We start from the raw sequence: 15,833 nt of genomic DNA, 5'->3' as shown, positions 1-15,833 counted from the left end.
ATAATTTAATAACATTAACGGAATATTTGATACAGGTAACAATAGAGAAAAGAGGGGTAATGACCTTTCAGTCAATCATATTAAATTTCAAATTTTTATAGTCTTAAACATGCTTCTTCATCAATAGTTACTTCAAAGAAACTACACCACATTAAAGTGCCTACTTATCATTTTCATACTCATTTGGCAAAATGGGTTTGGTTGAGCTCAACAAAATTTAAAACAAAATATTCACAACAGAAGGTCATCGAATTAGGTCCTTGGGAAAGACATGGTGAACATGTTGTTGACGGTATCCCAATCGTTATAAATATGGGAGAAATTTGACAAGCATATGAAGATTATAGAAACGGTACTTTTTTGTATTAATCTAATAAAAGAATAAAGAAAGATGGGATAAAAGATGAAAAAAAATGTCTTATTAATTATCGCTTTATTTATTGCTTCGCTAAATTTACGTCCAGCCATTAACTCAATCGCTCCTTTACTTGAGAGCATTAGAAGCGATCTCGGAATGAGTGCAGCTGTAGCTAGTCTATTGACCGCCATTCCAGTGCTTTGTATGGGTATTTTTTCTCCGGTCGCTGTAAAAGCTGGGGGGAAATGGGGAATTGAACGGATCATAGGCTTATCGCTTGTAATTATTGGGATTGGTACTGTTATACGTTTGTTCACGAATTCTGTATTATTTCTAGTCACAACAGCTTTCATTGCAGGTATCGGTATCGCTTTGATAGGTCCGCTGTTGTCTGGCTTCATTAAACAGCATTTTCCTAATCATGTACCTTCTATGGTTGCAGTATATACCGTAGCTCTGACTTTGGGAGCCGCATTCAGTTCTGCACTCTCTACAACGCTAGAGAATAGCTTCAACTCCTGGCAGATTTCCCTTGCATTTTGGGCAATTATAGCATTCGTAGCTGCTGTTATCTGGTGGTTGTTTGTTAATCAACAAGTCAAAAAGTCAGCTCACACTGCTACTGCAGGCACAAAAGTTCAATTGCCGTGGGGGAACGGTAAAGCATGGATTCTTACATTGTCCTTTGGTCTGATGGCTATGTTATTTTACTCAATTACTGCATGGCTACCTCAAATTATTGAAGGAATGGGGTACACTAAAAATTATGCCACAATTGCATTAACAATTTTCGTAGCTGTGCAAATACCAGTTAGCCTAGTGCTTCCAATTTTGTTAAAAAGGTTCCCCTCCCGTCGTTTGTGGTTGGTAGTGGAATCCATATTAGAACTTGTTGGACTTATTTTACTCGTACTAAATGTTGAACCATTGGTAGCTTCTGCATTGATAGGTATTGGAGCAGGCGGATTGTTTTCTTTAAATCTTCTTCTGCCAATTGATGCTACAGATAATGCCCACGAAGCAGCCTCTTGGTCAGCCATGATACAATCTGCAGGTTATGTAATTGGTGCATTAGGTCCTATCATTCTTGGTTGGATTCATGACGCAACCAACAGCTTTGTTTCTGCAGTTTTTGGAATGATTGTGATTGTTCTAATTATGAGTATTTTTCAATTTACAGCAACCGCAAAAAGAAGGGTTAACACGTTCAAGGAGAAAGCGCAAGATAGTGGTGGAAAACAGTACATCGTTTAAGCGAGTCATAATTCAGATTGAAGGAAGAGGAAGGTTTAAACATTGGACATTGAACTAGATTTTGGATAATTATTCCTTTATTTGTGAAAACACCTAGTTAATCCAGTGAAGGAAGCTAGGTGTTTTCAGTTTTTTATTTACTTTTCCATTCATTCATTTTTTGTTTTTTACGAAATGTATGCTTTGTTCCCCATTCGTGCATTGCGTGTAAGATTGGTTCCAAGCTCTTGCCGTACTCGGTAATCGAATATTCCACTTTAGGAGGAACCTGTGGATAGACAACACGCTGAATAATATCTTCGTTTTCTAGCTCACGTAATTGATTGGTCAGCATTTTTTGTGAAATACCTGGTATACTTCGTTTTAACTCACTGAACCTTTGAGTACCATTCTTCAATAAATACAATAAGATAATGGGTTTCCATTTTCCGACTAATATGTCTAAAGCATCTTCAACACGACAAGAATTTGGTTCTATATTCATTTTAATTACCCCCTTTAGTATCGTTTGGTATACTATACCACTTTTATAAGTGTATTTTTTTATTCTTTCTTTACTGATTATAATAGCATTGTGGTCAGATATGTAAAAAAGGGGGGAAGTGGAGAGCATAAAGACGATAAAAGTACAGGTATCAGAACGAACTGTTTCGATATCAAAAATTGATTGCCCCAGCTTGACTATGAAAATATCTCTTATAAAAAGTGGGCAAAACTATCTCCAATTCTAAATAAAAGCACCAGTAATACAATGGAATGGGATAAATTCCACTATACTGGCGCATTTCATCTTTTTATTTAGCTGTTAGTTCACTTTCAGTTACCCATTTATGATTAGTCACTTTTTCTCCTGTTGTAGATATGTAATCAACCATGTAGATGGTCGTTCGTTGAGCCGAGTCAATTACCGCTTTGGCTCCCTCCATGCCTTTCATATGGTCTGCCTCAACAGTTACTTCATCACCTGGTTTATATGGTTGATCGCTAGCATCTTTAATCTCTTCATGGATAATCCATTTATGGTTTGTTACTTTTTCTCCACCAGTTGTCGGTGTATAGGAAATGGTATACACAGTAGTTTCGTAAGCACCAACAATGGTTGCTTCTGCCCCTTTCATGCCCTCCATGTGGTCAGAATTTATGATTGCTTTACTTCCAACCTTAAATTGGGGGGTTGTAGCCTCTTTTAAACCTTGAGGGACTTCACCTGAACCTGAATGATTCATATCCATCCCTTCATGGTGCATTTCCGTCATGCCTTCATTTTTTGGAGAGTTCAATTTCTGCTTTTGCTCTGTTTTATCATCAGCTTGATTTTTATTGGAATGTTCACTGTTATCATTGGAACATGCTGCTAGAAATAAGGCAACGAACACGGTTAGAAGAAATAAGATTGTATGTTTTTTCACTATTATTCCCTCCCTAATCTTGTTTCCTAGTAATAGTACAACAAAAATGTGCAGAATTTGTGCAGAAAGTCAAAATCCAAGTAAATTATTAGCTATTATTAATCTCAATATTGATAAGGTTGATAAAGTTTGAGAGGGAGAAGGACCAGCTCCAGTTTATATCCGATCGGATGGAAAATATGCATTGGTTGCCAAGCAAGGTACACTTGAAAATCCAGCAAATAGCGTATCCTAAATGGATCTAAAACCAAAAAAGTGGTCGCAACAATTAAGGTTGGGATGGAGCCAAATAGAATTACAGCAATAAATGAAAAAGGGTGTCAGCTACTGACATCCTTTATAATTAATGTACTTTCTGTTCTTCACTTGATGGAAGAGACTTCCTATTGTTTCCTCTGAAGCTATGAATCAATTTATGTTTTATTTTTTTTAAAAAGATAAACAAATATGATAAAAACGGTAATGAACGCTAATATATATTTTAGAAGAGAAGATGATTCCAATACTTGTTTAATAGAGTAGGCTTCAATGAAGATTCCTGGAAGCATTCCTAGGGAACTTGCCATAAAAAAGGTAAAAATACTTGTTTTACTAATAGCAGCTGTCAAATTAATTATGCCAGATGGAATTAAGGGAATAATTCTCAAAACTAAAATAATGACAAAAGAGTCCCATCCTTGTGTATTCTGAAGTTTTATTAACCATTTGTTTTTGTTTAATATGGAGGGATTTAATGATTTAATTCCTTTTCGATACAACCAAAAGCTAAACACTGCTCCAACACATTCGCCGATGTAAGAGATCGCTAAACCGGTATGAAAGCCAAAAAAGGTGATATTTGTAGCAGTAATGAAAATACTTGGTATCACGCCTCCTATACAGATGACAATGTTAATGATGATACTAACAAGAATTCCATAAGGTCCACTTGAAGTTATTAAATCTTCAAACACACCAGTCATTGCTCACCCTCAGTACTCCATTTGTATCCGACTCCCCAAACAGTTTTTAGGTGCTCATCAACTGGGAAACCGACTTGACGAAGCTTTTCTCTTACATTACGGATATGGGAATCGATTGTTCGATCTTCCACATCCGAATTATAATTCCATATAGTTGTAAGTAAATGGTCTCTGGTGAAAACTTTATTAGGGTTACTGATAAAGAGAGCTAATAAAGAATATTCCTTCGGTGTCAATGAAATACTTTGTTTTTCAAATGTGAACTCATAAGCTTCTTCGTTTAAAACTAATCCTTTAAATTTCAAAATGTCCTCTTTATCATTTTTCGTTCTTCGCATGACAGCTTCCATTCTTGCTAATAATTCTTTTTCATTAAAAGGTTTTGTAATATAATCGTCCGCACCGATTTTTAATCCTTTCACTACTTCCTCTTTGTCATCACGGGCAGTAAGCATGATAATAGGTATGTCTGATGTTTCACGGATTTTTGCACAAGTTTGCCACCCATCCAAATCAGGCATCATAATATCTAAAATAACTAGATCTGCTTGTTCATTTTCTAAAAACTCGGTAGCGTCTTTTCCAGAGTGTTTTTTTACACATTTGTAGCCGTGAGGGGAGATGTATAATTCTAATAAGTCAAGCATTCTTTTCTCATCATCTACTAGTAAAACAGTTCTCATTTTAGTCCTCCTTCAAAACAAGTGTAAAACAGGTTCCTTTTCCAACTTTACTTTTAACGGAAATTTCTCCTCCATGTGCTTCTACTATTTCCTTAACAATAGCTAATCCTAAACCGAATCCTCCTGTCGCTCTTGAACGGGATTTATCTACACGGTATAAACGATTAAATATATATGGTAAGTCCTCTTTTGGAATTCCTATTCCTTCATCTTCAATGGAAATGTGGATGCTATCGTTCATTTTAAAAGCTTTTATTTGAGTTGTTGAATTTTCATTGGAATACTTAAGAGCATTATCTAAAAGGTTAAGAAAAACCTGATCAAATCGTATGGGGTCGATTGAAAAGTATAGGTTGTCTTCACAGTCTAACTTTAATTGGATTAGCTTTTCCTTAAACGCAGGTAAGACCCTTTCCATAATAGATTGTAAATATGAACAGATATGAACCCTTTTCCTATCGATGGAGAAAGCGTTCTGATCCAACCTTGCTAAGTCAAATAATTCCTTTACTAACTGTTCGAGATGTTCGGATTCTTCATGGATAATATTGAAATAATGTATCCGCTCCTTCTCCTCGAGCGATAGTCTTCTACCTATATCGGAGTAGCCTTTAATATAGGTTAATGGTGTCCTCAATTCATGAGATACACTAGCCAAAAATTCATTTCTTTCTTGTTTTAAATGATTCAGGTCATTAGCTAATGTTTGAATAGATCTTGATAACTCACCAATTTCATCTTTTGACATGTTAGGTAATGATACAGAAAAGTCACCTTTACTTAGTTTCTTTGTTGCATCATTCATTGATATTAAAGGCTTTGTTAGAGCTCTTGATAAAAAGAAAACCGTAATCAACATAAAAAACAAGATGAGAATAGAGGCTAATATAAAATGTTTGTTTAACTGTGAAATCAATGTTTGCACTTGATCGGTGCTTTTAAACATGTACACATACCCTTTTATCCCATTTTCTCCGTTAATAGGTGATACAGTTGCTATATATTTTTTTCCTTTTAAATTTGACTGCAATATTTGTCCGTTTCTCGGTACATTATGGATAGGTTGGTTGATTATTCTCTTTATGTTGGAATCAATAGATACAGAAGATTCAATAATTTCCCCCCTGGAATTTTTAATTACTACCTCAGTATCTGTTTTGGACTCCATTAGGGCAATATGATGAAGAGTGGAAGAGTCCGATGAAATTTCCAAAACGTCACGATGGCTATTTCCTCTTTCTTTTAGTGAATTAAGCTCTTGCATTGCACGAGACTCTATAACATGGCGATGTAAGTACATCATAGAAGTAGTTTCAATGATTAAAATACAGATAAAAAACCATACTCCCAATTTTAGAGAAATTTTCATAATGAGCTCCTGATTATTTTTTTAGAAATAGTTTATAGGAGAAATGTGTAGAAAATATGTATATGATCAACCTTGTATATTTTAAAAACCGGTAATTTATTACGCTACAAAAAAGCATCGGATGTTCAGAAGGTATTAAGCCAAGTTTCTATTAAGACCATAGACCAGTGTTAGGCTATTCATATGACGGATATTGATTTTCTATCAGACAATCTGGCAAAGTTGTACATTTAAAAATAGCGTGATTCTTCTCTTTTGCACAAATAGAAACACTATTTTCTTTATCGTTTTATATACAGGAGTGGAGCCATTGTTGAGATAGAAGCAAATGTTGCAATGGTATTCTTTTTAAAATTCTATTAACAAGTTTTATATAAAATCAATATAAGGAAAGCTTTCAACAATCTTTTTAAGGTTTTCCATTGAAAATTCAGGATTAGATGAAGTTATGACGATTTTAAATAAACGTTTGATTAGTGTAAAAATAGCATGAAAATGGTAGAAAGATGGTCGTTTAATAGGAATAAATCATATTTTGGGGAATGGTGGACTTTTTCCTGGGAAATTCATAGGCAATTTTCGACAAGCTTTTATCAGGATTGGATAGGCAAATACTATTTTCTAAGCAAAATTATATGTTGTAAACAAACGATTGATGAGTACCATCTTTACTAAATATAGATGGAAAGATGTCGATTTGCGTAATTTTTCAATTCTACCTTACACTAATCGTTTCCACGGAATTAGAGCCTCCCTAGAGTTTAGGTAGTTAGCATGTTTAATCAATTGTTTAATGGAATAAGAAATAAAAGGAGATCGTGTGAAAAGAGATTGCATTGGCAAAGTTACGGTTTTCAATAATAGAGTAGGACTAAATGGAATAAACGAAGAGAGGGATGATCCTAAAGGCATAAGGAGTCAAGGAGCGGTTCTTTAGCAAGGGAATGATTTAGGAATTTTCAGTTCCTCTTAATTTTAAAAGAATGTTCCGCTTCGAAGAGGAAAATATGGGTGTTTTGAAAACATTTACATGCCTTTTTACCCCCATTAGAATAAAGGTATCCGGTGAAGAAAAAATTTTGTTTTATTTTAATGGAAGAAGGTGATCATACCTGGAAATTAAATGATACCTACTGATAGATTTTGAACCTTTTATGAATCCCTGATATACTAAACAGATTGTTATTTTTTTAAAGAGGGTAATCTAATAATACAGGCGATATTGAATAGAAGGTGTCGATCGACAAATGCAAAACATTCAGCTGAATAATAAAGAAATAGGGATACTTCAATACTTATATAAAAATCAACATGACCGTCTTTCCAGTCAAATGATTGGCAATCATGTGAATATTTCTGATAAAACTGCTCGAAAATATATCAATCATTTAAAAGAGGTTGTAGAGAAACACGGTGCAGTCATTGATATGAAGAAAGGTCATGGGTATTCATTAACAATAAAAAATAACAATCTATTTTATCAGTTTCTAGAGCAAATTAGCGATAAACATACGAGTATGTCAAATGTTTATTTCCTAACTGAAAATGCAGATCGCGAACGATTTATATTAAATAAATTGTTAATTGAAAATAGAACAATCACCATTAGTGAACTTGCTACTGAGATGTTTGTTAGTAAATCAACGGTCACGAAAGTTCTATTAAAAATCAAAGATAGACTTCATCATTATAATCTCGAAATTGACTATAATGCAGACGGAGAATTAATCATACACGGTTCAGAATTAGAGAAACGACGCTTTATTTTAAACTATTTTTTTTCCCGGGAGTCGTTTGATAAATTTATGGATTTTGAACCAATAAATTATAAAAATAAAGGGTTTACCGTTGAGACCTTGTTTATCATTGTTCTGGAAGAATGCCGAAAATATAAGATTCAAATTTCAGACTACCTATTACAAAATCTAGTTCTCCATTTGGCATTAGCCATAAAGCGGATTGATGATGGATATACCATACAAGATTTTCCAATCGACCCAGAGCTTGATTTTGATAAAGAATTATTTGTTGCCGGTAAAATTGTTCAACGAATTGAAAATACCATTGCCATTCAATTTCCAGTAAATGAGGCTAATTATATTGCACTGCACCTCAAGTCAAAAGCAAATCAGCCAATCAAAAGCGTTGAAATGGCTACTGACATGGCGCCGTTACAAGAGCAATTATTGGCTGCTACTATGGAACTGAAAGAAAAAGAAGGTGTGAAATTAAAGGTCGATCAAAAATTAATTATGGGGCTAAAAACACATTTTAAACCGTTACTAACTAGACTGCAAATGGGCATTGAGCACAAAAATCCACTACTTGAAGAAATTAAGAGCAACTATGCTGGAATATTGGATTTAACGAAAAAATACTTTGCCAAAATGCCTGTATTATCTCCATATGAAGTCGATGATCATGAATGGGCCTATATTGTGTTACACATTCTTGCTGCAATGGAGCGATATAAGCGAAACCATAAACTAAATGTTATCGTTGTTTGTTCTACTGGATTGGGCAGTGCTCAAATGTTGAAGAATCGGTTGGAAAATGAGTTTATGGGCTATATCCATATTGTTGATGTAATTAGTTACTACCAATTAACCGATCAACATTTGGAAGATATCGATTTAATTATTTCAACGATCGATATATCGGTTAGCTTCTTTAATGTACCGGTCATTAATGTGAGTGTTTTTTTAAACCATAAAGATATTCAAGCAATCAGTAAATATATTGATAAAAATAAATTGAAAGACGTAGAGTCTATCCAACTGTATACTCCCGCTATGGAAATGGAAAAGCGATTTGATAAGTTTTTTCATCCAGATCGGTTTATGGTTTTTACTGATAGAGTCAAACGGGAATATATTTTGGAAAAGATGATTCGTGCGTTATCAGATTGTCATTCAAGTGAGTTTATTGATGACATGCTCAAAAAAATGGAAATCCGGGAGACTTTTGGGTCAATTGTATTTGCTAAAGAAGTAGCGTTTCCTCATCCAGTCAAACCGATTGGTGTAAATAGTGAAATCGTTGTCAGTGTCATACCAGATGGTGTGGAGTGGGATAAAGACCATTCACAAATTAAGTTAATTATATTGATGTCACCATCAAAAGTGGAAAATGAGGGTCTTAATATGATATTTAATGCTCTTGCTACTTTTATTGAAGATGATGAATTGAAGGAACAATTATTTCAAAATCCTGACTATGAGATTTTTAAAAATTTATTAATGTCAGTCGTTCAAACAAATCTATAAATGAGTTTATTTTCCCGGACGATCGTTTTTGAGCAATATGTGCAGAAAGGATATTCAGATTAACCCAACTTGTGGATATTTGGTGCTAATTTTATTCGGAATATTGCGATATTATTTGCACCCCTCAAACAATAATTTAAAAAGATAAGGTTTAAAAATAAAAAGAAAAGGAAGATTACAATGTCGTCAGGTGTGTTTGATAAATTAATCAACTCACTAAATAAAGTTGCTGAAAAAGTAAACAGCATTAAGTATATCATTGCCATTAAAAATACTTTTGCTGCATTACTCCCAGTCATTATTACGGGTGCTTTCGCAACATTGTTTTCATCAGTTATATTTGATGCAGAAAATGGGTTAGCTCAAATTTCTGCTTTAAGTTTTTTAGAAAAATTTAAACCGATTTCAAGTACAATTAGCTATTTTACATTAAATTTTTTAACTATTTATGCGGTGTTTCTATTAGGGATTGAGGTTGCCAAACTCAATAATATCAAAGGGGTCTTCCCGGGTATTATTGCTGTAATGTCCTATTTAACGGTAAATCCAACATTCTTTAAATTAATTCAAGAAGATGGTTCTAGCATCATTGTTCAAAATGTATTGGCTAAACAGTATACCGATACCAAAGGTTTATTCCTCGGTATTATCGTATCAATTCTTTCAATTGAATTGTATCACTGGTTAAGTAAACAAGATAAATTAAAGATTAAATTACCTGAATCTGTACCGGCAACAGTTTCTAATAGTTTCTCATCATTAATACCAACCATTTTTACTGTTGCTATCATTGCTACTATTGGCTTTGCTATTGAAGCTTTAACAGGTATGTATGCTTTTGACATTATTTATTCCCTTGTACAAAAACCTTTAGAAGGGCTTATCCAAGGGTTACCTGGCGTACTAACCCTCATGTTAATTGCTCAAGTTTTTTGGGTCATTGGTATTCATGGTATGCAAATGGTAAAACCAATTCGTGAACCTTTATTACTTTCGGCTATTGCTGTAAATACGGCAGCATTCGAAGCGGGTGAAGAAGTTCCCAATATTATTAACATGCCTTTTTGGGATATTTATATGACATTTGGTGGGTCGGGTGCGACCTTAGGTTTATTAATTGCTATTTTCATAGTAGGAAAACGAGAAGATTATCGACAAATTGCAAAATTATCGTTTGTCCCGGGGATTTTTAATATTAATGAGCCATTGATTTATGGCTTGCCAATTATGCTCAATCCGATTCTTGCCATTCCATTCATTATTACACCGTTAGTAACGGGAACAATTGGATATTTTTCAACATTATTTGGTTTTGCTGGGAAAGCTGTCGTCATGGTTCCTTGGCCAGTTCCACCGGTTCTAAACGCATTTATTGCAACAGCTGGAAGTATTGGTGCTGTTATCACACAAATTGTTTGTATTCTTGTATCCATATTAATTTATATCCCATTTGTAAAAATTGCTGATCGAAGCGCTAGAGAGAAAATGGATAGCGAAGCTGCATAAGGGGATTTTACTTCGCAACACATACGACACAGATTTTATTAAATAACGAATGAAAAGGAGATATTGATATGAGCAAAATTAACATTATTTTAGTATGTTCTGCAGGTATGAGTACTAGTATGATTGTTTCAAATATGAAAAAAGTGGTTGCCCAAAAAAATATGGATGTGTATATAGAGGCTATTCCATCAACGGAAGCAGAAAATTATATGGAAACGAATGATGTAGATGTTCTTCTTCTCGGACCTCAAGTTCGCTATTTAGAAAATAGACTCAAGGAATCTACCAAAGATACAGGTATCCGTGTCGATGTGATTAACCCACAACACTATGGAACATTGAATGGTGAAAAAATTTTACAACAGGCTCTAGACTTAATTAAAGAAAAATAGGTGAATGGTTATGGAGACAAATATTGAAATCATTATGTCATTGATTATGAATGCAGGAAACTCGAAAAGTTATTCTATGGAGGCCATCAAAGCTGCCAAAGAAAATGATTTTTCTTTGGCAGCAGAAAAATTAAAAGAAGCAGAAACAGCTATAAATGCAGCACATAGTACGCAAACCTCCTTGTTAACAAAAGAGGCAAACGGTGAGAAAACAGAAATAAGTTTACTGTTAATTCACGGTCAAGACCATTTAATGAACGCAATAACCTTTCTTGATATGGCTAAAGAATTTGTTACATTATACGAAAAAGTGAGTGGCTTTTCAATAAATGTCAATGAAGGAAATTAATAAAGTTATTTTTTATATGGAATTTGTTGAAAGGTGATTATATATGATTCATAAAGAGTTCTTATGGGGTGGTGCTTCAGCTGCCAATCAGATTGAAGGAGCGTATTTAGAGGGAAATAAAGGTTTATCGAATATTGATCTACTTCCTTATGGTGAATATCGATTACCTATTGCTAGAGGAGTACGAAAATATTCTGATGTACCGGAAGGATTGTATTATCCGTCCCATGAAGCGATTGACTTTTATCATCATTACAAAGAAGATATTGCTTTGCTAGCCGAAATGGGATTCAAATGTTTTCGTTTTTCCATTGCCTGGTCTAGAATTTTCCCAACTGGATTGGAAGATGAACCGAATGAAGAAGGGCTTCTGTTTTATGAAAGTGTGATAAATGAATTATTAAGATATAATATCGAACCAATTGTAACCATCTGTCATTTTGATGTGCCTAAAGGGTTAATGGATGAATTTGGCTCATGGAAGAGTCGCCGAATGATTGATCGATATGAGAAATATGCAGTTGCACTGTTTAATCGTTTTAAAGGAAAAGTGAAATACTGGATTTCCTTTAATGAAATCAATATGTTACTGCACAAACCGTTTACTGCAGCAGGTGTAACCATTGACGAAAATGAAAAGCGAAACCAGGTGATTTTTACTGCAGCACACCATATGCTCGTTGCGAGTGCGTTAGCGACTAAACGTTTACGAGAGATTGATCCTGACGCTCAGATGGGCTGTATGTTAGCTGCTGGAGAATACTACCCATATAGCTGTGCTCCAGAAGATGTTCGGGTGGCGCAAATTGCTAATCAAGAAACTTTCTTCTTTATTGATGTTCAAGCTCGAGGGGAGTATCCTCGCTGGGTAATACAAAAATTTGAAAAAGAAAATATTCATCTTAATGTGACGGATGAAGAAATACAATTATTAAAAGAGAATACAGTTGATTATATTTCCTTTAGCTATTATGCTTCCAGAACTTCTAAGGCAAATACGGAAGGTGTGGATACGAATACGGGGAATGCGGCTGGCGGTGTCGTAAATCCACACCTATCCCGCTCAGAATGGGGCTGGATGATAGATCCAATCGGTTTTCGTATAACGATTAACTCCATATGGGATCGATATCAAAAGCCATTATTTATTGTTGAAAATGGGATAGGGGCTAGAGACAAGGTTGAAGTGGACGGGAAAATTCATGACCAATATCGAATTGCTTATTTAAGTGCACATATTAGAGCATTCAAAGAGGCAATAGAAGAAGATGGGATTCCTATTCTAGGTTACACTTTATGGTCAGCTATTGATCTTGTTTCCTCTTCTGAAGGTCAAATGGAAAAACGTTATGGTCTTATTTATGTTGATAAAGATGATCAAGGCAATGGGTCATTAAAACGATTAAAAAAAGATTCCTTCTATTGGTATAAGAAGGTTATTGAAACAAATGGAGAAGAACTTGAATTGGATAATTTCCAAAAGTAAATAAAACTTGCTAATTTAATAGTTACACATCTTTTGCCAAACGCTATGAGTAGATAAATATCTGAAGGTTTACCGGTCTCCGGTAGACCTTCTTTTTTTATATAAATCGGTAAGGTTCTAGAGGTAATCTATTTTTAAAAGTAGCACTTTCAAGTTGGATTACGACCTAAGTAGAACACATGCCCTATCCCGTGTTTAAGGTAATGTTTTTAGATACGTAATTAAAAGGGATGTAAGATCATAGTGGGGGAAAGGAAACATCAATTTTTTGATGGAGAAATAGTAGAAGGGAACGTAAAAAAATGGGAGTGATTTCCATTAAAAAATAGACGAAGAATGTGTTGACTCTTACCTTAGAGGATACTTTATTATAACAACCATCGAGAGGAGCAATAGAAATGTATACAGTTCGTGATGTGGCAAAAATCGCTCATACAACAGTTAAAACGTTGCACTATTATCATAAAATCGGACTTTTGGTCCCGGAACAAACGACAGAAGCCGGCTATCGTTTATATGGAAAAAATGATTTAGAACGACTACAGCAAATTCTATTCTACAAGGAACTGGATTTTTCTCTCAAGGAAATTAAACAATTACTAGACGGTAAATTAGATAGAGAGAAAACGTTAATCCACCAAAAGGCATTATTGAAACAACGAATTGAACATTATCATGAACTAATTAAGACAATTAATCTCTCGATTAAAAGTGCCAAAGAAGGAGTCGATTTAGATATGGATACGATGTTTAAAGGTTTTGAGACAGAACAAGAATGGCAAGAAGCATTGAAAGAACAAAACGAACATCTAAAAAAAGAGTATAATGTGGACTTATCCAATCAGATTATTAATGTAGAATCAATGAATGAGCTTGCCCTTGAAGCACAGTCATTTAATAAAGATATGATACGATTTTTCCAAGAGGGGTTTGCTCCAGGACATTTAGCTATCATGGAACGTGTAAAAAAGCATTTATCCTTTCTAAAAAGAAAGGGACTTCCATCATCCCCTCAAGATTTTCTAAATCAAACCAAGTTTTTTATTACGGATGATTTCCATAGAAACATGTTAGAACAACAACAAGTAGGTTATAGCTATTTTCTACATGTTGTGGCAGAAAACTTTTGTCATCAATTTAAGTAAATATCTATATATGTGATTTCCCATAAAAGAGACTGTCGCTGATGTTCCTAAAATGGAGTGTGCGATTATTTTTAAAAAAAAAAGCCATAAAATCACTTGGGGTGCACTATGTATTGTTCAACCTGTATTGTGGAAAAAGTAAATATCATATGGCCTTATCGTTTTTTATTCAATAATTCTTGCCTTGCAAAAATGGATAAATTTTATTACTTATGCAAGTTTTGAAGCTTCCCGTCGTTTAAAAACGGATGCGACTTTCCTGTTTAGAGAGTTGCATCCGTTTTTCAATGGGTGCTTTTAGAAAGATATTAGCTAGCATGATTTTTATAGTTTTCCTTTTATTGACGTGGTGCAAATAACATGACCGCAACACCTATTAAACATATGAATGTACCTACCCAATCGTAGATGTCGGGTGTTTTTTTTATCGATCCCCCCATCCCCATAAAACAGAGAGAACAATAAATATTCCACCGTAGGCAGCGTAAACTCGTCCAAAGGATGGAAAGGTTTGAAACGTAGCAATAACACCGTATAGTGCTAATACCATTCCTCCAACTATTCCCCAATAATATGGCCTACCTTCTCTTAACCACAACCAAATCAAATAACCGCCACCTATTTCAGCTAATCCTGTGAGTAAAAACAAAATGATTGCATGGATTATTGAAACCACTTCCTAAAAATAGTAGTATTTAGAGCAAATGATAACATCTTCTTATAATATTTTCTTGAAGTTCTAATGGATTCGTAGTCATATACTTCATGTAATGGAATGAGGTTATTAGATAGATTTTATACCAAAGAATGGTTAAATCTATGTCGATAGAATACATCACTAAGGCAATTTACATAAAAACGAAGTAATTTTGGAGGTATAAAATGAAACCGAGAATTTCAGTCATAACATTAGGTGTAGATGACTTGGAAAAGTCTTTAAAATTTTACCGGGATGGGCTAGGGTTACCGACAGAAGGAATTGTAGGACAAGAATATGAACATGGTGCAGTTGCATTTTTTGACTTACAATCCGGTTTAAAACTTGCCATTTGGAAAAGAAAAGATATCGCATATGACACAAATTTAAAACAGACACCAATAAGTCCAACGGAATTTACGATTGGTCACAATGTTGAGAGTAAAGACGAAGTGGATAAAGTAATGGAACAAGCTAGGAAGGCTGGTGCGGTGATTACAATTCCAGCACACGATACATTTTGGGGAGGATATTCTGGATATTTTCAAGATCCAGACGGACATTTGTGGGAAGTTGTATGGAATCCAGCTTGGGAATTTTCGAAAAAAGATAATATCTAATATCCTTTTTACATAATATTGCAATAATACAACAATAAGATTAGTTATAGCATTTTCTATCATAAAGGAGATTTTAAAAAGGATTGAAAATAGATTTTGAAATGATCGTATCCCTTCTGTGTAGAAGGATAAAGATATTTATGCTACATAGGAGGGCTATTTTGTCTAAATGAGAATCATATTCCATTAACTATGCAGTGGATTTTAAAGTGTAAACTGATTATAAATATGGAGTTTCCTTTCCTCTTTAATTTTTTTAAGGAATAAATACACTTTTTCTGTTTTTTCATTTAAAAGTAATGGTTTTTAGATTCCTGTTCTTAATGAACTTTTTAAA

13 protein-coding genes and 1 pseudogene are annotated in these 15,833 nt (G+C 34.2%); 8 read left to right on the top strand and 6 right to left on the bottom strand.

The features are described from left to right. The first annotated feature begins 403 nt into the window (after positions 1-403). The gene (locus G4Z05_RS10245) at positions 404-1,612 is read left to right on the top strand and encodes an MFS transporter (RefSeq protein ID WP_163251856.1); all 1,209 of its coding nucleotides are present in this window, start codon (positions 404-406) and stop codon (positions 1,610-1,612) included. 133 nt (positions 1,613-1,745) lie between these two features. Here G4Z05_RS10245 and G4Z05_RS10240 read toward each other — a convergent pair whose 3' ends face one another. The 5 genes from G4Z05_RS10240 to G4Z05_RS10220 all read right to left on the bottom strand — a co-directional run bounded on the left by G4Z05_RS10240 (position 1,746) and on the right by G4Z05_RS10220 (position 6,035). Then, positions 1,746-2,096, bottom strand: coding sequence for a winged helix-turn-helix transcriptional regulator (locus G4Z05_RS10240; protein WP_163251855.1), 351 nt, complete (start codon positions 2,094-2,096; stop codon positions 1,746-1,748). 310 nt (positions 2,097-2,406) lie between these two features. Beyond that, the gene (locus tag G4Z05_RS10235) at positions 2,407-3,021 is read right to left on the bottom strand and encodes a DUF1541 domain-containing protein (protein ID WP_163251854.1); all 615 of its coding nucleotides are present in this window, start codon (positions 3,019-3,021) and stop codon (positions 2,407-2,409) included. 413 nt (positions 3,022-3,434) lie between these two features. Continuing rightward, positions 3,435-3,983 (bottom strand): TVP38/TMEM64 family protein, encoded by a 549-nt coding sequence (locus tag G4Z05_RS10230; RefSeq protein WP_163251853.1) that lies wholly within the window; start codon positions 3,981-3,983, stop codon positions 3,435-3,437. Further along, on the bottom strand, positions 3,980-4,666 hold the full coding sequence (locus G4Z05_RS10225) for a response regulator transcription factor (protein ID WP_163251852.1): 687 nt from the start codon (positions 4,664-4,666) through the stop codon (positions 3,980-3,982). Before G4Z05_RS10225 ends, G4Z05_RS10230 begins: the two co-directional genes overlap by 4 nt. A 1-nt stretch (position 4,667) precedes the next feature. Further along, positions 4,668-6,035 (bottom strand): sensor histidine kinase, encoded by a 1,368-nt coding sequence (locus G4Z05_RS10220; RefSeq protein ID WP_205597517.1) that lies wholly within the window; start codon positions 6,033-6,035, stop codon positions 4,668-4,670. Between the two features lie 1,247 nt (positions 6,036-7,282). On the opposite strand from G4Z05_RS10220, the gene G4Z05_RS10215 reads away from it, so the two are divergent. The 6 genes from G4Z05_RS10215 to G4Z05_RS10190 all read left to right on the top strand — a co-directional run bounded on the left by G4Z05_RS10215 (position 7,283) and on the right by G4Z05_RS10190 (position 14,179). Beyond that, on the top strand, positions 7,283-9,301 hold the full coding sequence (locus tag G4Z05_RS10215; RefSeq protein WP_163251851.1) for a BglG family transcription antiterminator: 2,019 nt from the start codon (positions 7,283-7,285) through the stop codon (positions 9,299-9,301). Positions 9,302-9,481: 180 nt separating this feature from the next. Beyond that, positions 9,482-10,807 (top strand): PTS sugar transporter subunit IIC, encoded by a 1,326-nt coding sequence (locus tag G4Z05_RS10210; protein ID WP_163251850.1) that lies wholly within the window; start codon positions 9,482-9,484, stop codon positions 10,805-10,807. 77 nt (positions 10,808-10,884) lie between these two features. After that, complete coding sequence (locus G4Z05_RS10205) at positions 10,885-11,199, top strand: PTS sugar transporter subunit IIB (protein ID WP_327988984.1); 315 nt, start codon at positions 10,885-10,887, stop codon at positions 11,197-11,199. A 10-nt stretch (positions 11,200-11,209) separates the two neighbouring features. Next, the gene (locus G4Z05_RS10200; protein WP_163251848.1) at positions 11,210-11,548 is read left to right on the top strand and encodes a PTS sugar transporter subunit IIA; all 339 of its coding nucleotides are present in this window, start codon (positions 11,210-11,212) and stop codon (positions 11,546-11,548) included. A 43-nt stretch (positions 11,549-11,591) separates the two neighbouring features. After that, positions 11,592-13,034 carry a 6-phospho-beta-glucosidase gene (locus G4Z05_RS10195; RefSeq protein WP_163251847.1) on the top strand — a complete coding sequence of 481 codons (1,443 nt, stop codon included), beginning with the start codon at positions 11,592-11,594 and terminating at the stop codon, positions 13,032-13,034. Positions 13,035-13,432: 398 nt separating this feature from the next. Beyond that, positions 13,433-14,179, top strand: coding sequence for a MerR family transcriptional regulator (locus G4Z05_RS10190; protein WP_163251846.1), 747 nt, complete (start codon positions 13,433-13,435; stop codon positions 14,177-14,179). Positions 14,180-14,517: 338 nt separating this feature from the next. Here the strand turns inward: G4Z05_RS10190 and G4Z05_RS10185 are convergent. After that, positions 14,518-14,846, bottom strand: a pseudogene (locus G4Z05_RS10185) (YnfA family protein). A 215-nt stretch (positions 14,847-15,061) separates the two neighbouring features. Here G4Z05_RS10185 and G4Z05_RS10180 point away from each other — a divergent pair. Further along, complete coding sequence (locus G4Z05_RS10180) at positions 15,062-15,496, top strand: VOC family protein (RefSeq protein ID WP_163251845.1); 435 nt, start codon at positions 15,062-15,064, stop codon at positions 15,494-15,496. The last annotated feature ends 337 nt before the right edge of the window (positions 15,497-15,833 follow it).

The sequence above is a fragment of the Neobacillus thermocopriae genome (genome assembly GCF_010975035.1).
Classification (GTDB): domain Bacteria; phylum Bacillota; class Bacilli; order Bacillales; family Cytobacillaceae; genus Neobacillus; species Neobacillus thermocopriae.
Note: the sequence above shows the minus strand (reverse complement) of the source record. Positions and strands in the feature narration are given on the sequence as shown.

Bases quoted from the DNA above. Each gene is read 5' to 3' on its own strand.
- G4Z05_RS10245 (WP_163251856.1), top strand. From the start codon at position 404: ATGAAAAAAAATGTCTTATTAATTATCGCTTTATTTATTGCTTCGCTA.
- G4Z05_RS10240 (WP_163251855.1), bottom strand. From the start codon at position 2,096: ATGAATATAGAACCAAATTCTTGTCGTGTTGAAGATGCTTTAGACATA.
- G4Z05_RS10230 (WP_163251853.1), bottom strand. From the start codon at position 3,983: ATGACTGGTGTGTTTGAAGATTTAATAACTTCAAGTGGACCTTATGGA.
- G4Z05_RS10225 (WP_163251852.1), bottom strand. From the start codon at position 4,666: ATGAGAACTGTTTTACTAGTAGATGATGAGAAAAGAATGCTTGACTTA.
- G4Z05_RS10220 (WP_205597517.1), bottom strand. From the start codon at position 6,035: ATGAAAATTTCTCTAAAATTGGGAGTATGGTTTTTTATCTGTATTTTA.
- G4Z05_RS10215 (WP_163251851.1), top strand. From the start codon at position 7,283: ATGCAAAACATTCAGCTGAATAATAAAGAAATAGGGATACTTCAATAC.
- G4Z05_RS10210 (WP_163251850.1), top strand. From the start codon at position 9,482: ATGTCGTCAGGTGTGTTTGATAAATTAATCAACTCACTAAATAAAGTT.
- G4Z05_RS10200 (WP_163251848.1), top strand. From the start codon at position 11,210: ATGGAGACAAATATTGAAATCATTATGTCATTGATTATGAATGCAGGA.
- G4Z05_RS10195 (WP_163251847.1), top strand. From the start codon at position 11,592: ATGATTCATAAAGAGTTCTTATGGGGTGGTGCTTCAGCTGCCAATCAG.
- G4Z05_RS10190 (WP_163251846.1), top strand. From the start codon at position 13,433: ATGTATACAGTTCGTGATGTGGCAAAAATCGCTCATACAACAGTTAAA.
- G4Z05_RS10180 (WP_163251845.1), top strand. From the start codon at position 15,062: ATGAAACCGAGAATTTCAGTCATAACATTAGGTGTAGATGACTTGGAA.